Genomic DNA, 25,992 nt, shown 5'->3' on the forward strand with positions numbered 1-25,992 from the left:
GTGCAAGCGGGCCCGCCCGGCTGCGGGCCTCGCGCGGGGGCGGGCAGGATGGGGTCATGAGCACCTGGTCGCAGGCCGGTCCGCGCACCGTCTCCGAGCACGCCGCTGCGGTCGCGGCCCTGCTCCCGCCGACCGGCGCCGAGCAGGTCGCGCTGGCCGAGGCGAGCGGCCGGGTGCTGGCCGAGGACCTGACGGCGGGCGTCGCGCTGCCGCCCTTCGACAACTCCGCGATGGACGGCTACGCGGTGCGCGCCGCCGAGCTGGCCGGCGCCTCCCCCGGGGCGCCGCTGGAGTTCGCGGTGTCGGCCGACATCCCGGCCGGGCGCACCGACGTCCCCGCGCTGGCGCCGGGCACGGTCGCCCGGATCATGACGGGTGCCCCGGTGCCCGCGGGTGCCGACGCGATCGTGCCGGTGGAGCGGACCGACGCCGGTGTCGAGCGGGTCCGGATCACCGAGGCCCCCGAGGTGGGCGCGTTCGTGCGCCGGGCGGGGGAGGACGCGGCGGCAGGTGCCGTCGTGCTGCGGGCCGGGACCGTGCTGGCCGCCCCCCAGATCGGGCTCGCCGCCGCCGTCGGCCGGGCGGAGCTGCCGGTGCGCCGCCGCCCGCACGTGCTGGTGCTGTCCACCGGCTCGGAGCTCGTCGCCCCGGGGGGCGCGCTGGAGCCCGGGCAGATCTACGAGTCCAACGGCACGATGCTCGCCGTCGCGGTCCGGGAGGCCGGGGCGACCGCCGAGCAGCTGTCCTTCGTCCCCGACGACGTCGAGCGGTTCCGGGCGGTGCTCGCGGAGCGGGTCGGCGACGGCGTTGACCTGGTCCTCACCTCCGGCGGGGTGAGCGCGGGCGCCTACGAGGTCGTCAAGGACGCCATGACCGGCCACGGCGTGGAGTTCGGCAAGGTCGCGATGCAGCCCGGCGGCCCGCAGGGCTGCGGACTACTCGAGCTGGACGGGGTCGAGGTCGCCACGGTCACCCTGCCCGGGAACCCGGTGAGCTCGCAGGTGTCGTTCGAGGTGTTCGTCCGGCCCGCGCTCCGGGCGGCGGTCGGCCATCCCGCGCCGGCGCGGCCGGTGGTGACGGCGCGACTGTCCGGTGCGCTGTCCTCGCCCGCCGGGCGCCGCCAGTTCCGGCGCGGTCTGCTCGACGCCGCCGCCGGGACCGTGTCGGAGGTGGGATCCACCGGGTCGCACCTGATCGCGGCGCTCGCCAGGGCCGACTGCCTGATCGACCTGCCCGCCGACACGACCGCCGTCGCCGACGGTGAACTGGTCGCGGTCTGGCTGCTCGACGCCCCGTGACCCGACGTCGGTGGTCGTGCGTGTGCCGCGCCGAGCGGTGATGTGCGGAGCCGAGCGGGCCGGCATGGCGTCCGGGTGTCGCGAGCAGGACTGCGCTGTGCAACGGTCCCGCCACTCACGCGGATGTGCGGCTGCGCCGAAAGTGTGAGCTGTTTCATGGGCAGGCGGGGCAACGATCTCACCGCGCGCGACGTCGTGGAGGGTGTCCGTTCGGCCGAAAGAGGTAGATCACGGCGGACATCCGTCGTGATCTGGACTGCCGGTCGTCGGAGAGGAATACTTTCCGCTGTGGAGGGGTAGACCCTTTACAGCACAAGACCCACCGCCCGTCGCTGGGGAGCGGACGAGCGGTTCCACGGCCGGGGTCGTCGTCTCGGGGGACGACGGCCCCGGCCCTTTTTGTGCCGTCGACCGGGCCCGCGGGATCGCGCACCGCATGCGGACGGCGTCGGGCACGAACGACCGATCCTGCCACCGGTCGCGCCCCGGCGCGGGGACCCCTGGATCCTCGGCGTGTCCCGGTCGTCCCGCCGGACAGCCGTCCGTGGTGCCCGCGTAGCGTTGGTGATCCCCTACCGGAGCATCAGGAGCCGACGACCCACCATGGCCGAAGGAACCGGGACCTCCCCGACCCACATCGCCCGGCTGGTCCGGGACGCGATCCCCCCGATGCACCCGGGTGGCCGTCCGATCGTCGCCGGTGTGGCGCTCGCCGCGGCGGGAGTGCGCGCCCTCACCGGCCGCGGCACCCTGCCGGGTCTGCTCGCCACCGCGGCCACGGCTCTGTTCTTCCGCGACCCCGTCCGCACCCCGCCGCTGCGCACCGACGCCGTGCTGGCCCCCGCCGACGGCACGGTCGCCACCGTGACCGAGACGGTCCCGCCCGCCGAGCTCGACCTGCCGCGCGTCCCGCACACCCGGGTCTCGATCTTCCTGACCGTGCTGGACGTGCACGTCCAGTGGGTGCCGGTGCACGGCCGCGTCGCGCGGGTCCAGTACTCGCCCGGCACGTTCCTGTCGGCGGACCTGGACAAGGCCAGCGAGGACAACGAGCGCAACGCGATCACCGTGGTCCGCGCCGACGGGGTCGGGGTCGGGGTCGTGCAGATCGCCGGCCTGCTGGCCCGCCGGATCGTCTGCGCCCTGCGCGACGGCGACGAGGTCGCCGCGGGCGAGCGGTTCGGTCTCATCCGGTTCGGGTCGCGGGTGGACACCTACCTCCCGCCCGGGACGACCGCGCTGGTCCGCCCCGGCCAGCGGACCGTGGGCGGGGAGACCGTGCTCGGCCTGGTGGCCGAGGCGGCGGAGCGCTGAGGTCGTGGGGATGTCCCGCCCCGCCGGCGGATACCCGGCCGGCGTGCGGCTGCTGCCCAACGCGGTCACCGTCCTCAACCTCTGTGCGGGCCTGACCGCGGTCTACTTCGCGCTCCAGTCGCGCTTCGACTTCGCGATCGTCGCCATCCTCGTGGCCGCGCTCTGCGACGCCCTCGACGGTGGCCTGGCCCGGCTGCTCGACGCGTCCAGCCGGATCGGCGCCGAGCTCGACTCGCTGGCCGACCTGGTGTCCTTCGGCGTCGCCCCCGCCCTGGTCATCTACATCTGGGCGTTCGAGGGGACCCGGGCCGGTTGGATCGTGGCCCTGGTGTTCGCGGTGTGCATGGCGCTGCGCCTGGCACGCTTCAACACCCTGATCGACGACGACAGCGCCCCGCCGTTCGCCCGCGAGTTCTTCGTCGGCGTCCCGGCACCCGCGGCCGCGCTGACCGCGGGCATCCCGCTCTACCTCTGGCTGCACTTCGGCCAGGGCTGGTGGTCGGAGCGGGCGCTGGTCGCGGTCTGGGCGCTGGTCACGGCCGGGCTCATGGTCAGCCGTATCCCGACGCTGTCGCTCAAGACGGTCCGGGTCTCGCCCCGCGCCACCCGCTGGCTGCTCGTCGGAGTGGCCGCGGTCGTCGCGATCCTGATCACGATCCCGTTCCTCGGCATCGCCGTCGCCGGGGTCGCCTATCTGCTGCTCCTGCCCTGGACGGCCTACCGCTACCGCTGGCTCTCGCACCACCCCGAGGCGTGGGACGTGCCGACCCGCCAGCGCCGCGCCGTCGCCCGTGCGGCCCGGTCCGCCCGTCGGCTCGGTCTGCGACCGCCGCTGCGCCGCCGGGTCGCCGGCCGGGCCGGGGCGGTGGCCCGCGGTGTCCGGCGCCGGCTCGACCCGGAGGGCGAGGCCCGCCGCGACGGCCGGCGCGACACCGGCGCCGTCCGCGACCCGCGCGGTCCGGGCGTCGCCGTCGCGCCCCGCGGTTCAGGCCGCCGCCTCGGCCTGCGCCGTCGCTGACCCCGACCCTCCGGAGGACCACCCGTGCTGGAGCTCGTCGCCCGACTGGCCCCCGCGGCCGCCGACGCCCGCCGTGGTGTCGTCCGGCTGCACCCCGAGGTGCTCGCCGCGCTCGGCCTGCGCTCCTGGGACGCGGTGACCCTCACCGGGGCCCGGGTCACCGCGGCGCTCGCCGTCGCCGGTGCGCCGGGCGCCCCGCACGGGCAGGCCCGGCTCGACGACGTCACCCTCTCCAACGCCGGGCTGACCGACGGTGCGACCGTCGTCGTCGCGCCGGCGCCGGTCACCGCGGCCCGGGAGGTGCGCCTGGTCGGGTCCGCGCTGACCACCGCGACGGTCGCCCCGGCGACGCTGCGACTCGCCCTGATGGGGAAGGTCCTGGTACGCGGTGACGCCGTGTCCCTGCTCCCGCAGGACATCGCCCCGGCAGCCGGGTCCGACGTCCGCTCGGTGCGTCGTGCGCTGGCCGCGGCCGTCGGCGGGACGTGGACCTCGGAGCTGCTGACCGTCGCCGTCGCCGATCCGGCCGGGCCCGTCGTGGTGACGCCGTCGACGGTCGTGGGCTGGCAGGGCGGTCGGGACACCGGGGACACAGGAGATTCCGGGGACACCGGCGGCACCGCCCCGGCTGTTCTTGGGGGCTCCGGCCCGGGCGGGACCGTCAGCTCCCCTGCGTCCCTGTCCTCAGCGACCGCCTCGGCCGCGGCCACCGGAGCCGCTCCGGGGGCCGTGGAGGGGCCGCCCGGTGGGCCCACCGGATCCACCGAGCCGGTGGTGCCGCTGGAGGACCTTGCCGCGAACGAGGCCGTCGCGCGCCGGTTGCTGGACTGGTTCGAGCTCATGTTCCGCCGCCCGGAGCTGCTGACCCGGCTCGGCGGCACCGCCCGGCTCGGCGTGCTCGTCTCCGGGCCGGAGGGCGCGGGCAAGGCGACCCTGGTGCGCAGCGCGGCCGCGGCGGCGGGCGCGCGCTGCGTGGAGCTCGTCGCCCCGGCCGTCGCCGCCGTCGAACCCGCCGCCGCGGCCGAGCGGGTCCGGGCGACGATCGCGCAGGCCCGTAGCGGCGGGGCGGGTGCCGACGCCCCCGCGGTGCTGCTCGTGCACGACGCGCAGGCCCTGCTCCCCGCCACCGACCCGCCGCCGCTGGCCACCCTGGTGCTCGACGAGCTGCGCGTGGCGACCGCGCCGGGCGGGCCGGCACTCGTCGTCACCAGCGCCGAGCCGGAGGCACTGGACCCGCGGCTGCGGGCGCCCGACCTGGTCGACCGCGAGCTGTCGGTCGGTCTCCCCGATGCCGCGACCCGCCGAGCCCTGTTGGAGCGGCTGCTGGCCGACGTGCCCCGGGCCGACGACGTCGACCTGGGCGTGGTCGCCGCCCGGACGCCCGGCTTCGTCGTCGCCGACCTCGCGGCGGTCCGCCGGGAGGCCGCGGTGAGCGCGGCACTGCGCGGCACGGGCACCGAGCCCACCGAGCAGGTCCGCCAGTCCGACCTGCTCGACGCCGTCGGCTCGGTCCGGCCGATCTCGCTGTCCGGCGGCGGCACGCTGGGCAGCGGCGGCCTCACCCTCGACGACGTCGGTGACATGACCGAGGTCAAGGCGGCCCTCACCGAGGCGGTCCTGTGGCCGCTGCGCCACCCGGACTCGTTCGCCCGGCTCGGGGTCGACGCCCCGCGCGGGGTGCTGCTCTACGGCCCGCCGGGCGGCGGCAAGACGTTCCTGCTGCGTGCGCTCGCCGGCTCCGGTGACCTCAACGTGTTCGCGGTGAAGGGCGCCGAGCTGCTCGACAAGTACGTCGGCGAGTCCGAGCGGGCGGTCCGCGAGCTGTTCCGCCGAGCGGCCGAGGCCGCTCCGGCACTGATCTTCCTCGACGAGGTCGACGCGCTCGCCCCGCGCCGTGGGGGCTCCACCGACGCCGGGGTGGCCGACCGCGTCGTCGCCGCGCTGCTGACCGAGCTGGACGGGGCCACACCGCTGCGCGAGGTCGTCGTGGTCGGGGCGACCAACCGGCCCGAGCTGATCGACCCGGCGATGCTGCGCCCGGGCCGGCTGGAGCGGCTGGTCTTCGTCCCGCCGCCGGACGCCGACGCGCGGGCGGACATCCTGCGCGCGGCGGGCCGCGACGTGCCGCTGGCCGAGGACGTCGACCTCGACGCGCTCGCCTCCGAACTGGACGGTTACTCGGCGGCGGACTGCGCGGCGCTGCTGCGCGAGGCGGCGCTGACCGCGATGCGGGAGTCCCTCGACGCGGGCGAGGTGACCGCGGCGCACCTGGCGACGGCTCGCCGCACCGTGCGGGCGTCGCTGGACCCGGCGCAGGTCGCCGAGCTGGAGGCGTACGCCCGCCGCCGCAGCGACGGCTGAGCCGCCGCGGCCGAACGACGCAGCGCTCCTGGAACGAGACAGCGCCCACGGAACAGCACAGCCCCGGAACAGCACAGCGGCCCCGGACGGATCGTCCGGGGCCGCTGCTGCGGTCGGTCGGGTCAGGCGGCGGAGAAGTCCCGCGTCACGATGACGATGACGCCGGGCGTCGCGTCCTGGATGCCGTCGAAGCGGGGCTCGGAACGGATGCCGAACTTCTTCGCGATCTCCTCGGCCGCGGCCTTCTCGGCGGTGCCCTGCCGGTAGTAGACGGTCGTGGTCGGGATGACGCCCTGGGAGTAGTTCTGCACCTGGGACACGGTCCAACCGTTGGTACGGAACTCCCCGGCCGCCTTCTCGGCGAGACCGCGGATGGTCGAATTGTTGTAGATCCGCACGACCGGACGGGCCGCGACCGCGGACCCCTCTCCGGCGGCGGAGCCGGAGCCGCCCTGGCCCGCGGAGCCGGGGCCGGCGCCCGCGGCGGGCGGCGGCGCGGCGACGGCCGGGCCGGCGCCCTCGTACCCGGGGGAGCCCGGCGTGCCGGGCGCTCCGGGGGTGAACGGTGAGGTCTCCCCGGGCGTGCCCGGGGCAGGGGTGGCGCCGGTGCCGGGCGTGGCGCCGTCGCCGGTGCCGGTGCCGTCCTCCGGAGCGGGAGCCGGGGCGGGCTCGGCCGACACCGACGGGGGCGCGGCCTGGTTGCCGCCGTCCTCACCGCCGCCGGTGAGGCCGATCAGGCCGACGACAGCGGCGACCACACCGACGCCGACCAGCGCGATACCGGCGATCTTCAGCGGTGACTGCCCACCGGACGCGGGTGCGGTCATCGTGACCTCCTGGCTGTCAGGGCTCGAGGCCGAGGCGACGGGCGGCGCGGGTGCGCTGCCTGCTGGAGCGCAGCCGACGCAGGCGCTTGACCAGCAGCGGGTCCACCGCCAGCGCCTCCGGCTTGTCGACCAGGGCGTTCAGCACCTGGTAGTAGCGGGTGGCCGACATGTCGAACAGCTCGCGGGTCGCCTGCTCCTTGGCACCCGCGTACTTCCACCACTGGGCCTCGAACGCGAGGATCTCGCGTTCGCGGCGGTCGAGCTCGCGGGAGGACACGGCAGCGGTGCGCCGGTGCGCTCCGCGACGTTCCGGCAGGGACCCGGCGGACTCCATCACGCTCCTCGAGCGGACGACGATCTCGTACTGCGGCGGCCCCGCCCGGGCACCGCGACGACGAACGACACGTCTGTCATTCGCGGTGCGGATTCAACCACAGGGGACCGACGGTCCCCGGCCGCGACGCGCCTGGAGAGCGGGTCGGACCACAACGAAACCGCCCGGCCGGGTCACCTCCGGCGACGACCGTAGGCTGCTCCGGTGACGGTTCTGCGCATCCGCATGGTCGGCGACCCCGTGCTCCACACCCCCACCCGCCCCGTCGTCACGGTCGACGACTCGGTCCGGACGCTGGTCGAGGACATGTTCGAGACGATGGCGGCCGCGAACGGCGTCGGTCTCGCGGCGAACCAGGTGGGCGTGGACCTGCGGCTGTTCGTCTTCGACTGCCCCGACGAGGAGACCCGCACCATGCGTCGGGGGCTCGTCGTCAACCCGGTGCTGGAGACCTCGGAGATCCCGGAGATCATGCCGGACCCGGACGACGACCAGGAGGGCTGCCTGTCGGTGCCCGGCGAGAACTTCGCGACCGGCCGGGCGGAGTGGGCCCGGGTGACCGGCACCGATCTCGACGGCGAGCCCGTGTCGTACGAGGGCCGCGGCTTCTTCGCCCGCTGCCTGCAGCACGAGACCGACCACCTCGACGGTCGCCTGTACCTGGACCGGCTGATGGGCCGCCATCAGCGCGCGGCGAAGAAGATGCTCAAGCGCAACGGCTGGGGCTCGCCGTCGGACTCGTGGGACCCGTCGGCCGTCGAGGCGGAGGACGTCCCCCGGGGATGACCCCGGGGTCGACCCCGGGAGTCATACCCCGGTACTAGGGGTCGACCTGGGAGAACCGGCCCCGCGACCGATGTGGCGGGGTGCTCGGCGGGGGCATCGTGGACGCCATGGTGCTCACGATCCTCGCAGTCCTCCCGGTCCTCGCCGTGCTGCTCGTCATGGCCGCGCAGCCGCTGTTCGAGCTGTGGGACGCCCGCGCGTCCGAGCGCGGCGCCGTCCACCTCGGCACGCGGGCCCCGCTGCCCGACGACGACGTGCCCGCGCCGCTGTCGGCCGCGCCCACCGCGTACCCGGAGGCGCTCGGCGACGTCGTCGCCCCGCTGCGGATCCCGGCGCAGCGCCGCCCGCTCACCTCGGTCGGCCGGAACGCCGCCCGGGTCTGAACGGCGCTACTCGACCAGCCGGTTCTCCCAGGCCCACGCCGCGATCTCCACCCGGTTGCGGGCGTCCAGCTTGGACCCGATGTTGGCGATGTGGGTCTTCACCGTCGACAGCGACACGAACAGGTCCCCGGCGATCTCGGAGTTCGTCCGGCCCCGGGCGACCGCCTTCACGACCTCCAGCTCGCGCGGTGAGAGCGTGGCGTGGACGTCGGCGCGGGCCGGCTCCGGCTCGGTCAGCCGCTCCAGCAGCCGCACGGTGACCGACGGCGACACCAGCGCGTCCCCCGCCGCGGCGGCGCGGACCGACTCGACGAGCAGCCGCGGGCCCGCCGTCTTCAGCAGGAACCCGCAGGCGCCCGAGCGCAGCGCACCGTAGACGTACTCGTCCAGGTCGAACGTCGTGACCACCACGATCCGCGGCGGGTCCGGGTCCGCGGTCAGCGCGCGGGTCGCGGCGATCCCGTCCATCCCCGGCATCCGGACGTCCATGAGCACGACGTCCGGGCGCAGCTCGCGGGCCATGGCGACGGCGTCGGTGCCGGTGGCGGCCTCCCCGACGACCTCGATGCCGTCCTCGGCGGACAGGATCAGCCCGAACCCGGTGCGCACCATCTCCTGGTCGTCGGCGAGCAGGACCCGGATCGCGTTCACCGGCCGTCCCCGGCCGGCACCTCGGCGACGACGATCCACCGGCCGGGTCCGTCCGCCCCCGCGTGCAGCGAGCCGCCGAGGGCCTCCACCCGCTCCCGCATCCCCGCCAGCCCGTACCCGCCCGGGTCGCGCAGCGGGTTATCCGTCCCGGTCCCGTCGTTGTGCACCACGGTCACCAGCCTGCCCGCCTGCAGATGGAGGCCGACCGACACCCGGCTCGCGCCGGGCGCGTGCCGGTGCACGTTGGTCAGTGCCTCGCGCACCACCCGGAACGCGGTCGCCGCGACGGCCGGACCGAGCCGGGCCGTCCGCACCTCGGGTGCGATCTCCAGCCGGGCTCGGCCACCGTCGGGGTCGAAGCGGGCGACGACGTCCTCGATGTCGTCGAGGCCGTGCCCGGGGGTGCGCACGGCCCCGTCCCCGGTGTCGTCCCCGGAGCCCGAGCGCAGCACCCCGACCATGCGCCGCATCCCGTCGAGGGCCTCGGCACCGGCCCGCTCGATCGCCTCCAGGGCCCGGCCGGCCTCCTCCGGGCGGCTGCCCGCGACGACCACGCCGGCCTGCGCCGCCACCACGATCGCGGTGACGTGGTGGGCGACGGTGTCGTGCAGCTCGCGGGCCAGTTCGAGTCGCTCCTCGTTGCGGGTCTGGGCGAGCCGGGCCGAGCGGCGCTGCCACAGCTCGCGCGCCGCGGTCGCGACGACCATCGTGCCGGCCCAGCCGACCACGCTCAGGCTGGCGAACACCTCGCGGTCGATGCCCGGCACGCGCAGCAGCGGCATGCTCACGATGACGCACAGCGACACCGCCGCCGTCGCGATCACCGCCCGGACCGGTGCGGTCCGCACCGTCGACACCGTGATCACGGCCAGTGCGAACAGCTCGGTCAGCGACAGGAACGGGACCCCGCCGGTCAGCAGGCCCGCGACCGAGCCACACGCGGACAGTCCGAACGCGATCACCGCGACGGGGAGAGGGCGGGTGCCCGTCCGGTACCGGAGGAGCACGGTGCCCGCCACGAGCAGGCCGTACACCGCACCGCTCGGCGCCCGGACGTCCCAGCTCAGGCTCAGGAGAGCGTCGCACCCCGCCCAGAACAGGTAGGCGAGCAGCTCGAACCCGACCAGGACGTTCCGGCCGCGGCGTGTTCCGGCGTTCATGGCGATCACGGTAGGACGCACCGCGGCCCGTCGCCCTCGGTCGGAAGTACGACGACCCGTCGGAGAACGCCGTACCACGGGCCGATGCCCTGGATCCCTCCCGACGGCACCGTGAGCGTCATGATCGATCGTTCGAGGAATCCGGCCGACGTGCCCGAGGGGATCGCCGCCGCGACGGTGAACCTGGTCCGCACCTACGGGAGCGGACGAGGCGCGGTCCGCGCGCTGGACGAGATCACGCTCTGGCTGCCCGCGGGCCGGTTCACCGCGGTGATGGGGCCGAGCGGGTCGGGCAAGTCCACGCTGCTGCACTGCCTGGCCGGTCTGGACCGGCCGACGTCGGGACAGGTGCTGCTGGGCGAGACCGACCTGGGGGCCCTGAACGACGCCGCGCTGACCCGCGTCCGGCGAGACCGGATGGGTTTCGTCTTCCAGGACGGCAACCTGCTGCCACACCTCACCGCGGGCGAGAACATCGACCTCGCGGCCTCGCTGGCCGGGCGCCGGCCGAACCACGCGTGGCGGGCCGAGCTCGTCGAGCGGCTGGGCATCGGCGACCGGCTCACCCACCTGCCCTCGGAGCTGTCCGGCGGGCAGCGCCAGCGCGTCGCGGTGGCCAGGGCGCTGCTGGGCCGTCCGGAGATCGTCGTCGCCGACGAGCCGACCGGCGCCCTCGACACCCGTTCCGGGCGTGAGCTGCTGGGGCTGCTGCGGGCCTGCGTGGACGACTACGGCCAGACCGTCGTCATGGTCACCCACGACCCGCTGGCGGCCGCGGCGTCGGACCAGGTGCTGCTGCTGCGCGACGGCCGTGCCGCGGGCCGGCTGGACCGGCCCACCCCGGACCGGGTGCTGTCGGCGATGGGCGCGCTCACCGGCACCGGGGCCCCCGCGATCGCCGACGCCACGATCACCGGTCCGGTGGCCCGGTGAACCCGGCGACCCGCGCGGCCGTCGCCGGGGCCCGGCGCAGCCCGCGTCAGCTGCTGCTGACCGGGCTCGCCGTGCTGGTGGCGACGGTGTTCGCCGCCGCGGCGGTGCTGCTGACGGCGAGCCTGCGCGCCGACCTCCTGGGGAACACGTCGTCGGTGCCCGCTGGCGCGACGTTCGCCCTGGAGACCGACACCTCGTCGGGGGCCGCCACGACGGAGCTGGAGGGCCGGCTGCGCGCGCTGTCGGGGGTGACCGCGGTGTCGACCTCCCGGTCGGGTCCGGTCGCCGTCGTCGCGGGCGGCGCGAGCGGCACCTGGTTGCTGAGCACCGACCCGATGACCGGGCCGCTGCAGGGGCTGGAGCCGCTGACGGCCGGTCGCCTGCCCGCCGGCCCGGGGGAGGCGCTGGTCGGGGCGAGCACCGCGGAGCGCACCGGGCTCGCCCCCGGCGCCACGGTCGGCCTCGGCGACCGCACGCTGACGGTCACCGGCGTGGTGCCGGTCCGTTCCGAGGGCATCGACGCGCTCGTCGTCCGCGACGACGACCCGGCCGCCGCCGGGCTGTCCGCCTACCGCACCGCGGTCGCCGGGAAACCGGACCCGACCGCGCTCGCCGCCGTCCCGGGCGTCACCGGGGTCCGGACCGCCGACGACCAGCGCACCGAGGACCTGGCGTCGGCCTCGGCGTCGGCGGACGCGCTGCTGGCCGGGCTGTCGGTGTTCGTGGGGCTGGCGCTGGTCGCCGCGGCCGTGGTGGTCGCCTCGACGTTCCGGATCGTGCTGGCCCGCCGTACCCGTGAGCTGGCGCTGCTGCGCTGCGTCGGTGCGGGCCGCGGGCAGGTGGTGCGGTCGGTGCTGGCCGAGGCGGCGCTCACCGGACTGGTCGCGGGGGTCGCCGGGGCGGTCGTCGCCGTCGCGGGCGGGTGGGCCGCTCTGGCGGCGGCGGGCGCGGCCGGGATGAACGCCCCGGCGCTCGTGGTGCCGTGGGGACGGATCGCGGGATGTGTGCTGCTCGCCGTCGTCGTGACGGTGCTGGCGGCGCTGGCCCCGGCACTCGCCGCCGGCCGGACCCCGCCGGTGGTGGCGCTCGGCGCGGCGGACGCGAGCGGTGCACGCGCGCCGCGGGCCCGGGTGCGGCTGTCGCTCGCCGCGGTCGCGCTCGTCCTGGCTGTGCTGCTCGCCGTCGCCGGCGTCGCCATGGGGAGCCCGCTGGGCGGGCTGGTGCTGGCTGCGCTGTCCGGGCTGCTGGTGTTCGCGGCGCTCGTGGCGACCGGGCCGTTCGTGGTGTCCGGGGCCGCGGCGCTGGTGGCGCCGGTCGTCGCGCGGTGGGCGCCGGGGCGGATCGCGGTGGGCAACGCGCGACGGATGTCGCGGCGTACCGCAGCGATGACGACGGTGCTGTCGCTGGGCGTGGGCCTGACCGCGGCGATGCTCGTCGCCGTGGCAGGCGCCTCGGCGGACGTCACGGCGTCGCTCGAACGGGACTACCCGGCCGACATCGTCGTGTACGCCGACGCCGGCGAGGCCGCGTCGCTCGCGGCCCGGCTCGACGCCGTGCCCGAGCTGACCGCCCGGGAGGCCGACGGCCTCGTGCTCGTCGACCCGGCGCCGGGGGTCGACCCGGTGGCCGTGCGGACCGCGGTGGTGCGGGCCGCGGGCGATGCACCGGTCACGTTCACCGCGGAGGTGCGCGAACAGGCCGAGACCGCGGTCGGCACCGTCCGCGGGATCGGACTGGGCCTGGTCGGGGTGACGCTGCTGGTGGCGGTCGTCGGGATCGGGGTGACCCTGGCGCTGTCGGTCAGCGAGCGGACCCGGGAGATCGCGTTGCTGCGCACGCTCGGGCTGTCGCGGGCCGCGTCACGGCGCGCGGTCGCGATCGAGGCGGCGCTCGCCGGCGCGGTCGCGGCGGTGCTCGGCGTCGTGCTGGGAGGTGTCTACGGCCTGCTGGCGCTGACGGCGTCCGGCCTCGGATCGCTCACGGTGCCGCCGCTGGGCCAGCTCGCCGGGCTGGCCGTCGCGGTGGTCGCGGTCGCGGTGCTCGCGTCGATGGGGCCGTTGCGCCGCGCCGGGCGGATCGAGCCCGCGCACGGCGTCGTCGCGGCGTGAGGGCGCACCCGCGCGCCCGGCCCGCGGGGGTCGGGCGCGCGGGTGGCCCCGGTGGGTCAGCTCGCGGGCTCCAGCACGAACACCGGGATGACCCGGGAGGTCTTCTCCTGGTACTCGGCGTAGGGCGGGTAGGCCTCGACGGAGCGGTCCCACCACTCCTGGCGCTCGTCACCGGAGACCTCGCGGGCGACGAACGTGCCGGTCCGGGTGCCGTCCTGCACCTGGACCTGCGGGTTCGCGACCACGTTGTGGTACCAGGCCGGGTGCTCCGGGGTGCCGCCCTTGGAGGCGATCATCGCGTAGGAACCGTCGTGCTCGACGCGCATCACCGGCACGTAGCGCTTCTTGCCGGACTTCGCGCCGGTCGTCGTGACCAGGATGATCGGACGGTCCATGACCGTGACGCCCTCGGTGGTGCCGTTCTCGAGGATCTTCTCGGTCTGCTCGCGGACCCAGTCGGTCGGGGAGAGCTCAGCATTCTGCGTCATACCGGTGGAGAACCCGATACCACCGGTGATCATTCCTCGCAGCCGGGTGAGGGGCTGGTGTCCGTCGCCGGACGGTGCCTACGGTGCGGGTGCACGACCAACTGAACACGCGGGAGCTCCGTCGCGCGGGGCTGAGAGGGCGACTCGCCGGTCGCCGACCGCAGAACCGGCCGGGTAATGCCGGCCAGGGAGGACCGTCATGACAACGGCACCAGTGCGTCCGCAGCAGGTCACCACCGGCCCGATCCAGGGCTCGGCCAAGGCCTGGATCGACGGCCCGGACGGCATCACCGTCCCGGTCCGGCGGATCGCCCTCTCCACCGGTGAGCACCACGACGTCTACGACACCTCCGGCCCCTACACCGACGCCCATGCCGTCATCGACCTGCACGCCGGGCTGCCCCGGCTGCGGGAGCCGTGGGTGTCCTCGCGGGAGCCGGGGACCCAGATGTCCTGGGCACGGGCCGGGATCGTCACCCCCGAGATGGCCTACATCGCCGTCCGCGAGGGGTGCGACGCGGAGCTCGTCCGCGCCGAGGTCGCCCGCGGCCGGGCCGTGATCCCGGCCAACCGCAACCACCCCGAGTGCGAGCCGATGATCATCGGCAAGCGGTTCCTCACCAAGGTCAACGCCAACATCGGCAACTCCGCGGTGAGCTCCTCGATCGCGGAGGAGGTCGAGAAGATGGTGTGGGCGACCCGGTGGGGCGCCGACACCGTGATGGACCTGTCCACCGGCCGCGACATCCACGAGACCCGCGAGTGGATCCTGCGCAACTCGCCGGTCCCGATCGGGACGGTCCCGATCTACCAGGCCCTGGAGAAGTGCAACGGGGACCCGGCCGCGCTGAGCTGGGAGGTCTACCGCGACACCGTGATCGAGCAGTGCGAGCAGGGCGTGGACTACATGACCGTGCACGCCGGGGTGCTGCTGCGGCACGTCCCGCTCACCGCGAAGCGGGTCACCGGGATCGTCTCCCGCGGCGGCTCGATCATGGCCGCGTGGTGCCTGGCGCACCACAGCGAGTCGTTCCTGTACACCCACTTCGCCGAGCTGTGCGAGATCCTGCGCCGCTACGACGTCACGTTCTCCCTCGGCGACGGCCTGCGCCCCGGCTCGATCGCGGACGCCAACGACACCGCCCAGCTCGCCGAGCTCGCCACCCTCGGCGAGCTGACCCGGATCGCCCGCGCCCACGACGTGCAGGTCATGATCGAGGGCCCCGGCCACGTCCCGATGGACAAGATCGTCGAGAACGTGCGGCTGGAGGAGGAGTGGTGCGACGAGGCGCCGTTCTACACCCTCGGCCCGCTGGCCACCGACATCGCGCCCGGCTACGACCACATCACCTCCGCGATCGGCGCCGCCCGCATCGCCGAGGCCGGCACCGCGATGCTCTGCTACGTCACGCCGAAGGAGCACCTGGGCCTGCCGAACCGCGACGACGTCAAGGTCGGGGTGATCAGCTACAAGATCGCCGCGCACGCCGCGGACCTGGCGAAGGGCCACCCGCACGCCCAGGCCCGCGACGACGCGTTGTCGGCGGCCCGGTTCGAGTTCCGCTGGCGCGACCAGTTCGCGCTCTCGCTCGACCCGGACACCGCGACCGCCTACCACGACGAGACCCTGCCGGCCGAACCCGCGAAGACCGCGCACTTCTGCTCGATGTGCGGGCCGAAGTTCTGCTCGATGAAGATCACCCAGGACGTCCGGGACTACGCCGAGGCGCACGGGCTGACCAGCGTCGAGGCGATCGAGGCCGGGATGGCGGAGAAGTCCGGGGAGTTCCGCGACGAGGGCGGTCGGGTGTACCTGCCGATCTCCGCATCGGACCCCGCCTCGGGCTGAGGCCCCGGGCCGGGGGTGTGCACCGCCGGGGCCGCGGGACCCACCCGCGGCCCCGGCACCGTCTACCGTCGTCGGCGACACGCACGACGCGGGAGCTCGCGGAGCAGGCGGGCTGAGAGGGCGGCCGGGTCCCACCGGGACCGGCGTCGCCGACCGCGGACCGGCCGGGTAATGCCGGCCAGGGAGGACACGTCCATGGAACCCACCGTCGGCACCACACCCCCGCGGGTCATGACGATCGCCGGCACCGACTCCGGTGGTGGCGCGGGCATCGCCGCGGACCTCCGTGCGTTCGCCGCCTGCGGGGTGCACGGATGCCTCGCCGTCTGCGCGGTGACCGTGCAGAACTCGGTCGGGGTCACCGGCGTGCACACCGTCCCGGTCGACACGATCGCCGGGCAGATCGCCACGGTCGCCTCCGACATCGGGCTGCAGGCCGCCAAGACCGGGATGCTCGCGAACGCCGAGATCATCGGGACCGTCGCGCGGGCCTGCGACGAGAGCGGCATCGGCGCCGGCCTGGCCACGCCGCTGGTCGTCGACCCGGTCGCGGCCTCGATGCACGGGGACCCGCTGCTCGCCGCCGAGGCCCTCGACGCCTACCGGCACACGCTGTTCCCGCGGGCCACGCTGGTCACCCCGAACCTCGACGAGATCCGGCTGCTCGTCGAGCACGACGTCCACGACCGGGACGGCCAGTACGCGGCGGCGAAGGCGCTGCACGCGCTCGGGCCGCGCGCGGTCCTGGTCAAGGGCGGTCACCTCACCGAGGACACCGATGGCTGCCTGGACCTCCTCTACGACGGCGACACGGCCGTCGAGCTGCCCGGCCCGCGCTTCGACACCGGCCACACCCACGGCGGCGGGGACTCCCTCGCTGCCGCGATCGCGTCCGGGCTCGCCCGCGGGATGGAGCTGGAGGCGGCGGTCCGGTTCGGGAAGCGCTACATCGTCGAGGCGGTCCGCCACGCCTACCCGCTGGGCGCCGGGCACGGGCCGGTCTCGCCGCTGTGGGCCGTGCGGCCGTGGTGGGACGACGGCGACTGACCCTCGCCATCGTCGTGCCCGCGAGATGCATGCGAACTCAACAACTCCGAGGTCGGGAACGACCTGCCCGTCACACGCCGCAGATGCGGCGCAGGGCTCGCGCGTCGCTCCGCGAAGGGTGCCCTGACCTGGGGATCAGTGACTGTGGTCTGCATCGCACTCGTCCGTGGAGATGTATACGCTTCCGCGCGATGAGCATCTTGGGCACCCGCGTCGTCCGCACCGAGGATCCGGTCTTCCTCACGCGCGGCGCGACCTACACCGACGACCTGACCGAGGAGCGGCTGACCGGGGCGTTGCACCTGACGCTCGTCCGCTCCCCGCTGGCCCACGCGACGATCACCTCGATCGACACCTCGGCGGCGCTCGCGGCGCCGGGCGTCGTCGCCGTGGTCACCGGCGCCGACCTGGACATCGCCCCGGCGCTGCTGTTCCCGGGCGCGAACAAGGCCATGACCCGTCCGTTCCTCGCGACCGACCGCGTGCGGTTCGTCGGCGAGCCGGTCGCCGCGGTCCTCACCGAGGAGTACTACCAGGGCGAGGACGCGGCCGAGCTGGTCGACGTCGAGTACGAGCCGCTCGACGTGGTGATCGACCCGCTGGAGGCCGTCCGCGACGAGACGCTGCTGTTCCCCGAGGCCGGGACCAACACCGCGGCCGCCTACGGGTTCGACGAGGAGCCGGACGCGTCGTTCTTCGACGGCTGCGAGGTCGTCGTCACCCGGGAGCTGGTGAACCAGCGCCTGGCCGCGGCCCCGCTGGAGACGCGCGCCGCGAGCGCCTTCTGGGAGGGCGACCACCTCACCGTCTACATGTCCAACCAGAACGCCCAGGGTGGCCGCGACGAGATCGCCGGCTGGCTGGACCTGGACAAGGACAAGGTGCGGGTCGTCCTGCCCGACGTCGGCGGCGGCTTCGGCGCGAAGATCGGGTCGGACCCGGAGTTCGCCCTCGTCGCGTGGCTCGCGAGGCAGCAGGGTCGTCCGGTCCGCTGGAACGAGTCCCGCTCGGAGAACATGACCGGCATGGTGCAGGGCCGCGCCCAGCGCCAGACCGTCACCATCGGCGGCACCCGCGAGGGCCGGGTCACCCACTACCGGATCGACGTCGTGCAGGACCTGGGCGCCTACCCGCGCCTGGGGACCTTCCTGCCGATGTTCACCCGCATGATGGCGCCCGGCACCTACGACATCGCGAACGTCGACTCCCGCGCGCGCACCGTCGTCACCAACACGACCTCGATCGCCGCCTACCGCGGCGCCGGGCGTCCGGAGGCGACCGCCGCGATCGAGCGCGCGATGGACCTGTTCGCCGCCGAGATCGGCAAGGACCCGGCCGAGGTCCGCAAGCTCAACGTCGTCGCCCCGGACCGGTTCCCGTTCCAGACCAAGGGCGGCGTCGAGTACGACTCCGGCGAGTACGCCAAGGCCATCGACCTGGCCCTGGAGAACGCCGGCTACGACCGGCTGCGCGCCGAGCAGAAGGCCCGCCGCGAGCGCGGCGACGCCCGCCAGCTCGGTATCGGTGTCTCCTCCTACGTCGAGATCACCGGCGGCGGCGCCTTCGCCGAGGACGCCTCGGTGGAGGTACACCTGGACGGCTCGGTGACCGTGCTGACCGGCACCTCCCCACACGGGCAGGGCCACGCCACGGCGTGGGCGATGCTCGCCTCCGACCAGCTCGGCGTCCCGATCGAGAAGATCACCGTCAAGCACGGCGACACCGACCTCGTCCCGCGCGGCGGCGGCACCATGGGGTCGCGCTCGCTGCAGACCGGCGGCGTCGCGGTGCACCAGGCCTCGGTCGAGCTGATCGACCTGGCCAAGCAGCGCGCGGCCGACCTGCTCGAGGCGGGCGTCGACGACCTGGAGCTCGACCCGGCGAACGCCGCGATCACCGTCAAGGGTGTCCCCGGCGCGAAGTCGGTGACCCTCGCCGAGCTGGCGGCGGCCGAGCCGCTCAAGGTCGACACCACCTGGGACGGCAAGAAGCCGACCTTCCCGTTCGGCTCGCACGTCTGCGTCGTCGAGGTCGACACCGAGTCCGGCAAGGTGACGGTCGAGAAGATCGTCGCCGTCGACGACGCGGGCCCGATCCTCAACCCGCTGCTCTGCGACGGGCAGCGGCACGGCGGGATCGCCCAGGGCATCGCGCAGGCGCTGCTCGAGGAGGTCGTCTACGACGAGGAGGGCCAGCCGCTGACCGGCACCTTCGCCGACTACGGCATCCCCTCGGCGGCCGAGCTGCCCAGCTTCGACCTGGTCGAGATGACGACCCCGACCCCGGTCAACCCGATGGGCTACAAGGGCATCGGTGAGGCCGGGACGATCGGCTCCACCCCCGCGACCCAGAGCGCGGTCATCGACGCCCTGTCCCACCTCGGCGTCACGCACATCGACATGCCCCTGACCCCGATGCGGGTCTGGGAAGCCATCCAGGAGGCCTCCAAGTGAAGGTCGAGATCACCGTCAACGGTGAGCCCACCAGTGCCGACGTGGAGCCCCGCCAGCTGCTCGCGCACTACCTGCGGGAGACCGTCGGGCTGAAGGCCACCAACATCGGCTGCGACACCACGTCCTGCGGCGCGTGCACCGTGCTGCTCGACGGCGACGCGGTCAAGTCGTGCACCGTGCTGTCGGTGCAGGCCGACCAGCAGTCGGTCACCACCATGGAGGGGCTCGACGGCGCGTCCGAGGGCCGCCCCGAGCACCCGGTCACCGCGGCGTTCCGGTCCGAGCACGGGCTGCAGTGCGGCTTCTGCACCCCGGGCATGGTCATGTCCGCGGTGTCGCTGATCAGCCACGACTACGACCTGGACGAGCGGAAGGTCCGCGAGGGACTGGAGGGCAACCTCTGCCGCTGCACCGGGTACCACAACATCGTGCGCGCGGTGCTCGTCGCCGCGGGCAAGGACCCGGACGCCGCGCAGAAGGCCGAGGCCGAGTCCGACGCGCTGCGCACCGCGCCCGGCTTCTCCCGTGGCGAGTCCGCCGAGGAGGCCCGCGCATGATCCCCCTCGCGTTCGACTACGCCCGCCCGGACACCCTCGACGACGCCATCGCGCTGCTCGCCGAGAAGGGCGAGGACGCCAGCGTCCTGGCCGGCGGGCACTCGCTGATCCCGGTCATGAAGGTGCGCCTCGGCGCGCCGGAGTTCCTGATCGACATCGGCCGGCTGCCGGAGCTGAGCTACATCCGCGTCGAGGGCGACGAGCTCGCCGTCGGTGCGGCGACCAAGCACCGCGACGTCGTCGACTCGGCCGAGGTCGCGGCGGAGGTCCCGCTGCTCGGGGCCGTCGCCCGTACCGTCGGCGACCCGCAGATCCGGGCCCGGGGCACGCTGGGCGGCACCGTCGCCCACGCCGACCCGGCCGCGGACCTGCCCGCCGCGCTGCTCGCGCTGGACGCCACCGTCGTCCTGCAGGGGCCGCGCGGGAAGCGGACCGTGCCGATCGGCGAGTTCTACACCGGCGTGTTCACCACCGTGCGCGAGCCCGACGAGCTGATCGTCGAGATCCGGATCCCGCGCTGCGGTGACCAGGGCTGGGCGTACGAGAAGTTCACCCGGCGCAGCAACGACTGGGCGATCGTCGCCGTCGCGGTGTCCGGGGACCGGATCGGCCTGGTCAACATGGGCTCGACCGCGCTGCGGGCGTCCGCGACCGAGCAGGCGCTCGCCGACGGGCGCTCGGTCGCCGAGGCGGCCGCGCTGGCCGCCGAGGGCGCCGAGCCGCCGGCCGACACCCACGGGTCGGTCGCGTACCGCACCCACCTGGTGCAGGTGCTGACCCGGCGCGCGCTCGAGACGGCGCGCGGCCAGGGCTGAGCCACCCCGCCGAGCCGGCACCGGGGGCCGGGCTCACACGAGCCCGGCCTCCTGGGCGGCGATCGCGGCCTGGGTGCGGGAGCGCAGGCCCAGCTTCGCAAGGACCCGGGAGACGTGTGTCTTCGCGGTCGCCTCGGAGATGACGAGTTCGGCGGCGAGTTCGGCGTTGGACAACCCGCGGCCGAGCCCGCCGAGCACATCGGTCTCGCGTGCGGTGAGGTCGTCCAGCCCCGGTACGGATGCCGGACGGCGCGCACCGATGGACCGGGTGATGACGCGGCGGGTGATCTCGGGGGCGAGCACGCCGTCGCCGCGGGCTACCGCTCGGACCCCTTCCTGCAGCCGCACCGCGTCGACGGACTTGAGCAGGAAGCCGGCCGCACCGGCGACGAGCGCCCCGTCGACCAGCTCGTCGAGGTCGAAGGTGGTCAGGACCAGGACCTGCGTGCGGCCTCCAGCGGCGAGGATCCGCCGGGTGGCCTCGATCCCGTCGAGGCCGGGCATCCGGATGTCCATCAACACCACGTCGGGAGCGTGCGCGGCGACGGCCCGCACGGCGGCGTCGCCGTCCCCGACCTCGGCCACGACCTTGATGTCCGGGGTTGCCCCCAGGATCATCGTGAGACCCGTGCGGACGGCGTCTTGGTCGTCGGCCACCACCACGCGCACGAGGCCCGCCGGTGTCTCCCCGGCCCGCCGCGGCCCAGGCCCGTCGTTGTCGATCATCGTCCCACTGTCCGTTCCTCCTCCGGTACGACCTGCAAGGGGAGCACCGCGCGCACGGCCCATCCGCCGGCAGCGTCCGGGCCCGCCACGCAAGACCCGCCGACGGCACGGGCTCGTTCAGCCAGACCGTCGAGTCCGGTGCCCGCGCTCGTCCCCGGCAGGCTCTTCCGCCGTCCGGCCGCCGGACCGTTGCCGACCCGCAGGACCAGCTCTTTCTCGGACGTCGTGATGTCGACGACGACCCGTGAGCCGGGTGCGTGCTTCGCCGCGTTGGTCAGCGCCTCCTGCAGGATCCGGTAGCCCGCCAGCTCCACGGCGACCGGCAGATCCGCGGCGGGGACGGGGGCGCGCCCGTCGGCGAGCTCGACGGTCAGGCCCGCGGCGCGTGCGGTCCGCAGCAGCGGCTCCAGCTCGCCCAGCCGGGGCGGGGCTCCGGGCGGGTCCGCCGGGTCGCCGTCCCGCAGCAGGCCGATCAGCGTCCGCATCTCGCCGAGCGCGGCGACACCGGACTCCCGGACCGCGCCGAGAACCTGTTTCCCGGTGTCCGGGTCGACGCCCGGTTGCAGGGCGGCCTCGGCCTGCAAGGCGATCGCCGACAGCCGCCCGGCGACGACGTCGTGCAGATCGCGAGCCATCCGGGCCCGTTCGGCGGCCACTGCAGCAGCGCGGTCCAGCTCGACCATCCGCGCCGCCTGGTCGGCGCGGATCCGTTCCGCCTCGGCGACATCGCGGTGCCGCCGGACCTCGGCGGCCCAGGCGACGGGGATCACCACGACCAGCACCAGATTGATCAAGCTCGGCACCACCACGGGTCCGGAGCCGTCGAGCAGCACGCCGAGCGCGACCGTTCCGGCGCCGATCAGGCCGACGGCGGCCACCGCGCGCCCGGTCCGTCGTCCCGAGTGCAGTACCGCGCAGTAGAGGAGGTCGGCCAGCACCAGCAGGACGACGACGTCAGTCGTCCCCACCCAGAGGGCGCCTCCCAGCACAGCCGTCGCGACGAGCACGACCCCTGCCAGCGGCCGGACCCGCCGCAGCGCCTCACCGGCGCAGGCAACGACGAGAACCACCGTCCCGACCAGCCGGTCGGGAGTTGCCTGCGGGCCCCGCCAGCTGATGCCGTTGACGTCGGGGAACCACCGAGTCATCGCCAGTCCGGCGACCAGCATGAGCAGCGCGAGCCCCACGTCCGGTGCGGCCTCGCGCAGGACGTGGCGATCACGGGAGCGCGGGGACACCTCTCCATCCCAGCACGATCGGCGGGACTGCGCGTCCTCCGAAGGTCGCAGGTACGGCGGGCGGAGATCGGTCGGATCGCCGACGCCCGCGACCAGCGCGAGCGTGCAGGCTCCAGAACGACACGGAGCCGACGGCCGAAGGAGCACGATGGAGGAGACCGCACGGCGGGCCGACCGCGTCCACTGCTGGGCTGCGGGCCTGGCCCGGGGGCCGGCCGAGGTGCTGGACTTCCTGCTGCCTCTGTGGGCCGGTGCGGCGCTGGGGCTGTCCCCGACGGCAATCGGTGCCCTTGTGGCGGCCGAGACGTTCGTGTCGTTCCTCGTCCGGCCGGTCGCGGGCGTCCTGGCGGACCGGCTGCGCCGCACCCGGGTCGCCGCGGCAGGCGCCGTGGTGTCGGCGGTGGCACTGGCGGGCTACGCGACGGCGACGGGGTTCCCCACCGCGTTCGCCGCCGCCGTCGTCGGGGGCGCGGGCGGGGCGCTGTTCTGGGTGGCGCTGCGTGCCCGGGTCGCGCAGGACGCACCCGAGAACCCGGCCGTGTTCGCCCGGCTGTTCTCCGCGGAGGGCACCGGGACCTGGGTCGCGTTCGTCGTTGCGCTGACGCTGCTGCCGAAGGTCAGGGCGCCGGGGGTGTTCTGGGCGGGCGCCGCGGCGTGCGTCGCCGCGGCGGCGGTCCTGCTGGGCGCCGACGACGACACCGCGACCACTCCCGCGCCGGCGGGCGGATGGGGCCCGGCGACGCGCAGACTGCGACCGTTGCTGCTGGTGGTCGGGGCGGTCGCGGCAGCGGAGGGCGCGGTGTCACTCGTCCTGCTGCTGCACCTGCAGCAGCGCTTCGCACTCGACGTGGGCGAGATCGCGTTCGTCTTCCTTCCGGGATTCGTGGTGTACAGCCTCGCTCCCGAGTACCTGCACGGCCTGGTCGGCCGGATCGGCCGTCGCCGGGCGATGACAGTGGCACCGATCTGCAGCGGGGCGTTCGCCCTCGCCCTGGCCTGGGCGCCGACGGTATGGGTCATCGCCGTGGCGTGGGTGCTTGCCGCGGTGTCGTTCACGGTCGCGGTGCCGATCGAGCAGGCCGTCGTCGCCGAGAGGTCCGGCCTCGGCCACGGGCGTGCGATGGCCGTCTACGAGACCGCCACACTCGCCGGGGTCACGGTGGGGACGCTCGCGGCGGGTCTGCTCTACGACGCGGGTGGGCTGGTCGTGGTCTGTCTGGCCTCGGCCACGCTGCTGGTCGGCGCCGCGCCGCTCGCCCGGGTGGCGTTGCGGCGGGTGGGCGCGGCCGACCGGCCCGTCCCGACGGCCGCCGCGCCGACCGGGGCACCACCACCCGTCGCGGCGGAGCCGGACGGTCCGGCGCGGACAGGTGACGGGTTCCGGTCCGCCGTCCGGGGCGGTGGGGCGGACGGGGAACGGGTCACCGGCGGTCAGGACGTGCCCGCCGGGTCCGCCCCGGCGGGCGGCGGGGCCGGAGCGCACCGTCCGGCTCTGCGCGGGTGGTACGCCCATCTCGGCGTCTATCTCGTGGCCCAGACGGGACTGGCCGTCGCGGGCGTCAGCTGGCCGGTCGAGGCCCTGCTGTCGGGTCCGCATCCGGCGGAGTGGTTCTGGAACTCCAGCGGCGGCCTGCTCGTCGACGTCGGTCGGATCTGGACGTTCGTGCTGGTGCTCGACGGCGTGTGGTCCGTCGGCCGGCTGCTCCTCAGTCGGCACCGGCGGTCGTCCGGGTCAGGATCTCCCGCGCGACGCGGTCGTTGACCTCGAAGAAGTCGATGCCGGCCGGGCCACGACCCGGCGGTGTCACCCCGGCCACGCAGGGGCCGACGGCGAAGCGGCGTGGATGCACGTCCCCGCCGCGGAGCAGCATCCGATGGTCCGGCTCCCGGATCGCGAGCCGACCCGTACCCGGATCCGCGGTGGCCTCGCCGCGCCCGCGCAGTGCGACGAGCAGCGGGTCGGTGCTCCGGTCGAGGTCGTCGGCCGGTAGGCGGGCGTCGATCAGATGCCGGGCCCTGACAGGGCGGCCCAGGGCAGGTCCCTCGGCCTGGAAGGCGGGCCCGTCGAGACGTACCTTCAGGCGGGGCCCTAGGAACCGGACCACTCCGGCACGTGAGAGCGCGAGCAGCTCCCGCAGCCGACGGCCCGGTGGTCCGCTGGTCAGGTAGCTGCCGAAGGGCAGGAACGCCCCCTCGACGTCCCGACGTACCGAATCGGCGGTGATGCGTCCCGCTGTGACGAGTTCCAAGGTCGTGGTCAGCGCCGAGTTGATCCCGGCGATCGCGCCGGCCTCGCCGCCCGCGTCCGGGTCGTGGCGCAGTCGTAGGTCCCGGGCGATGTGGCGGCGCACGCGCTGTTGCAAGGCTTCCAATCCGGGGCCGATCCCGGCGAGTGGGTCGGTCAGCAGCTCCGGGTCGAACCGGTCGGCCGGGTCGGGGATCGCGCGTCCGACGAGTGTCGTGACCGGGTGGGACGGGTCGCGCAGGCGGTCGTGGAACTCCTCCCAGGGCACGGTGGTGCGTCGGGGGTGGGCGTGCCTCAGCTCGTGGTAGTGCCCGGCGACCATCTCACGCAGGGCCAACGGCAGGACGTGCGCGCGGAAGTCGAGCGGTCCGGGTGGCAGCGCGTCGGGGGTGAGCACGCACGGCAGCGGAGGGGCTGCCTCCCGCAGGTCGGGTCCGGGCTTGCTGCGGTAGGGCACGCCCCGGCGGGAACCCGCGTGCAGCACCGGCTCCCGCCCGGACGGCAGGTACGCGAGCTCGCCGTCGTCACGGTCGACGAAACGACCCCCGCGGCCCTGGGTCAGCAGTGTCACGAGATCGACGAAGGTCAGCCCGAGCCCGCGGACCAGCACGTCGGTGCCCGGCGGTAGCTCCGTCTCGTCGATCGGGGCGGCATGCGCGGGTGGCCGGTAGTACAGCCCGTGCGCGCAGGCGTGCTCGCCGAACGCCGCGGTCGCCGGGTCCGGCGCGGTGTCGACATGGCCCTGGGCCAGGACGACGGCGTCCACGCACAACGGCTCGGGACGGGCGGAGAGGTGCACCAGCTGCTCGCCGTCGTCGCCGTCGGTGAGGTCGACGACCCGGTCGCGGTGCACACGGACCCGGTCCACTCCGCGCACTGCCCGGGTGAAAGCCCACTCGAGGTAGGCGCCAACGACCGGACGGTCGGCGAAGCGGCGGTCCCGGGATCGTCCGATGGCATCGAGCAACACGGGATCGGCATCCTCGGGCAGCGCGTCCGCCCACGCCGTCAACGGTGCCAGCCCGTCGGTACCGTCGAACATCGACACCGCCGTCACCGGTGAGTTCATCCAGAGCAACGACGACTGGTCCCGGCGCCAGATCCGCCCGGCGCCGGCCGGGAACGGGTCCACGACCTCGACGCTCAGCCTCGACCCGCGCCGGCGTGCCAGTACACCCAGCCGTTGCAGCACACCGGTGCCCCGTGGACCGGCGCCCACCAGGCAGACCCGCATCTCAGACCGGTCCGCGCCGGTGCGCGCGGATCCGCGCGGACCGCGCCGGGTTCGGGGGCCTGTGCAACGAACGGTGGTTCCGGCCCGACACGCCGGACCTCAGCGTCCGGCGGGATGGGCACTGTGAGTGATGACATCAGACCCTATGGGCTCTGCTGAGAACGAGA

Annotated in this window: 22 protein-coding genes; 14 read left to right on the forward strand and 8 right to left on the reverse strand. The window is 74.8% G+C overall.

Going from position 1 to position 25,992, the window contains the following annotated elements:
* Positions 1–56 precede the first annotated feature (56 nt).
* From glp to FVA95_RS12425, 4 genes are all read left to right on the forward strand, one after another.
* On the forward strand, positions 57–1,298 hold the full coding sequence (gene glp / locus FVA95_RS12410; RefSeq protein ID WP_149664347.1) for a gephyrin-like molybdotransferase Glp: 1,242 nt from the start codon (positions 57–59) through the stop codon (positions 1,296–1,298).
* A gap of 603 nt (positions 1,299–1,901) precedes the next feature.
* Positions 1,902–2,612: a phosphatidylserine decarboxylase gene (locus FVA95_RS12415; RefSeq protein ID WP_060714270.1), complete on the forward strand. Its 711-nt coding sequence runs from the start codon at positions 1,902–1,904 to the stop codon at positions 2,610–2,612.
* Between the two features lie 10 nt (positions 2,613–2,622).
* A complete protein-coding gene (gene pssA, locus FVA95_RS12420) occupies positions 2,623–3,630 on the forward strand; it encodes a CDP-diacylglycerol--serine O-phosphatidyltransferase (RefSeq protein WP_149664348.1) in 1,008 nt (335 codons plus the stop codon).
* Between the two features lie 24 nt (positions 3,631–3,654).
* The gene (locus tag FVA95_RS12425; RefSeq protein WP_149664349.1) at positions 3,655–5,991 is read left to right on the forward strand and encodes an AAA family ATPase; all 2,337 of its coding nucleotides are present in this window, start codon (positions 3,655–3,657) and stop codon (positions 5,989–5,991) included.
* A gap of 122 nt (positions 5,992–6,113) precedes the next feature.
* Here FVA95_RS12425 and FVA95_RS12430 read toward each other — a convergent pair whose 3' ends face one another.
* Together FVA95_RS12430 and FVA95_RS12435 are read right to left on the reverse strand one after the other, a co-directional pair.
* Positions 6,114–6,818, reverse strand: coding sequence for a LytR C-terminal domain-containing protein (locus FVA95_RS12430; RefSeq protein ID WP_149664350.1), 705 nt, complete (start codon positions 6,816–6,818; stop codon positions 6,114–6,116).
* Positions 6,819–6,834: 16 nt separating this feature from the next.
* Positions 6,835–7,152, reverse strand: a complete 318-nt coding sequence (locus FVA95_RS12435) for a DUF3263 domain-containing protein (RefSeq protein ID WP_149664351.1) — start codon at positions 7,150–7,152, stop codon at positions 6,835–6,837.
* A gap of 204 nt (positions 7,153–7,356) precedes the next feature.
* On the opposite strand from FVA95_RS12435, the gene FVA95_RS12440 reads away from it, so the two are divergent.
* Entirely contained in the window at positions 7,357–7,938 is a 582-nt protein-coding gene (locus FVA95_RS12440; protein WP_149664352.1) for a peptide deformylase, read from the forward strand.
* Between the two features lie 107 nt (positions 7,939–8,045).
* Positions 8,046–8,321 carry a hypothetical protein gene (locus FVA95_RS12445; RefSeq protein WP_149664353.1) on the forward strand — a complete coding sequence of 92 codons (276 nt, stop codon included), beginning with the start codon at positions 8,046–8,048 and terminating at the stop codon, positions 8,319–8,321.
* A 6-nt stretch (positions 8,322–8,327) separates the two neighbouring features.
* Here the strand turns inward: FVA95_RS12445 and FVA95_RS12450 are convergent, their stop codons facing one another.
* Positions 8,328–8,972, reverse strand: coding sequence for a response regulator transcription factor (locus FVA95_RS12450; RefSeq protein WP_226361709.1), 645 nt, complete (start codon positions 8,970–8,972; stop codon positions 8,328–8,330).
* A complete protein-coding gene (locus tag FVA95_RS12455) occupies positions 8,969–10,132 on the reverse strand; it encodes a sensor histidine kinase (protein WP_149664354.1) in 1,164 nt (387 codons plus the stop codon). The genes FVA95_RS12450 and FVA95_RS12455 overlap by 4 nt, the downstream gene beginning before the upstream one ends.
* A gap of 120 nt (positions 10,133–10,252) precedes the next feature.
* Between FVA95_RS12455 and FVA95_RS12460 the strand changes: the two genes are divergently transcribed.
* Positions 10,253–11,065: an ABC transporter ATP-binding protein gene (locus FVA95_RS12460; protein ID WP_149664355.1), complete on the forward strand. Its 813-nt coding sequence runs from the start codon at positions 10,253–10,255 to the stop codon at positions 11,063–11,065.
* Positions 11,062–13,173 (forward strand): FtsX-like permease family protein, encoded by a 2,112-nt coding sequence (locus tag FVA95_RS12465; RefSeq protein ID WP_149664356.1) that lies wholly within the window; start codon positions 11,062–11,064, stop codon positions 13,171–13,173. Before FVA95_RS12460 ends, FVA95_RS12465 begins: the two co-directional genes overlap by 4 nt.
* Positions 13,174–13,229: 56 nt before the next feature.
* Here the strand turns inward: FVA95_RS12465 and FVA95_RS12470 are convergent, their stop codons facing one another.
* Positions 13,230–13,661, reverse strand: a complete 432-nt coding sequence (locus FVA95_RS12470; RefSeq protein WP_149664357.1) for a nitroreductase family deazaflavin-dependent oxidoreductase — start codon at positions 13,659–13,661, stop codon at positions 13,230–13,232.
* Positions 13,662–13,860: 199 nt separating this feature from the next.
* On the opposite strand from FVA95_RS12470, the gene thiC reads away from it, so the two are divergent.
* The 5 genes from thiC to FVA95_RS12495 all read left to right on the forward strand — a co-directional run bounded on the left by thiC (position 13,861) and on the right by FVA95_RS12495 (position 20,382).
* Complete coding sequence (gene thiC, locus FVA95_RS12475) at positions 13,861–15,510, forward strand: phosphomethylpyrimidine synthase ThiC (protein ID WP_149664358.1); 1,650 nt, start codon at positions 13,861–13,863, stop codon at positions 15,508–15,510.
* Between the two features lie 195 nt (positions 15,511–15,705).
* Positions 15,706–16,557 (forward strand): bifunctional hydroxymethylpyrimidine kinase/phosphomethylpyrimidine kinase, encoded by an 852-nt coding sequence (gene thiD, locus FVA95_RS12480; RefSeq protein ID WP_149664359.1) that lies wholly within the window; start codon positions 15,706–15,708, stop codon positions 16,555–16,557.
* A 191-nt stretch (positions 16,558–16,748) separates the two neighbouring features.
* Positions 16,749–19,010: a xanthine dehydrogenase family protein molybdopterin-binding subunit gene (locus FVA95_RS12485; protein ID WP_149664360.1), complete on the forward strand. Its 2,262-nt coding sequence runs from the start codon at positions 16,749–16,751 to the stop codon at positions 19,008–19,010.
* On the forward strand, positions 19,007–19,567 hold the full coding sequence (locus FVA95_RS12490) for a (2Fe-2S)-binding protein (protein ID WP_149664361.1): 561 nt from the start codon (positions 19,007–19,009) through the stop codon (positions 19,565–19,567). The genes FVA95_RS12485 and FVA95_RS12490 overlap by 4 nt, the downstream gene beginning before the upstream one ends.
* Positions 19,564–20,382 carry a xanthine dehydrogenase family protein subunit M gene (locus FVA95_RS12495; protein WP_149664362.1) on the forward strand — a complete coding sequence of 273 codons (819 nt, stop codon included), beginning with the start codon at positions 19,564–19,566 and terminating at the stop codon, positions 20,380–20,382. Before FVA95_RS12490 ends, FVA95_RS12495 begins: the two co-directional genes overlap by 4 nt.
* 33 nt (positions 20,383–20,415) lie before the next feature.
* Here FVA95_RS12495 and FVA95_RS12500 read toward each other — a convergent pair whose 3' ends face one another.
* Positions 20,416–21,108, reverse strand: a complete 693-nt coding sequence (locus tag FVA95_RS12500) for a response regulator transcription factor (protein ID WP_149664363.1) — start codon at positions 21,106–21,108, stop codon at positions 20,416–20,418.
* A complete protein-coding gene (locus FVA95_RS12505; RefSeq protein ID WP_149664364.1) occupies positions 21,105–22,346 on the reverse strand; it encodes a sensor histidine kinase in 1,242 nt (413 codons plus the stop codon). The genes FVA95_RS12500 and FVA95_RS12505 overlap by 4 nt, the downstream gene beginning before the upstream one ends.
* A gap of 148 nt (positions 22,347–22,494) precedes the next feature.
* On the opposite strand from FVA95_RS12505, the gene FVA95_RS12510 reads away from it, so the two are divergent.
* Positions 22,495–24,108 (forward strand): MFS transporter, encoded by a 1,614-nt coding sequence (locus tag FVA95_RS12510; protein WP_149664365.1) that lies wholly within the window; start codon positions 22,495–22,497, stop codon positions 24,106–24,108.
* On the opposite strand, the gene FVA95_RS12515 is transcribed toward FVA95_RS12510, so the two are convergent.
* Complete coding sequence (locus tag FVA95_RS12515) at positions 24,053–25,825, reverse strand: FAD/NAD(P)-binding protein (protein WP_149664366.1); 1,773 nt, start codon at positions 25,823–25,825, stop codon at positions 24,053–24,055. The two genes, FVA95_RS12510 and FVA95_RS12515, sit on opposite strands and share 56 nt — an antisense overlap.
* Positions 25,826–25,992: the final 167 nt, after the last annotated feature.

The sequence above is a fragment of the Pseudonocardia sp. EV170527-09 genome (assembly GCF_008369905.1).
In the GTDB taxonomy this organism is placed as follows: domain Bacteria; phylum Actinomycetota; class Actinomycetes; order Mycobacteriales; family Pseudonocardiaceae; genus Pseudonocardia.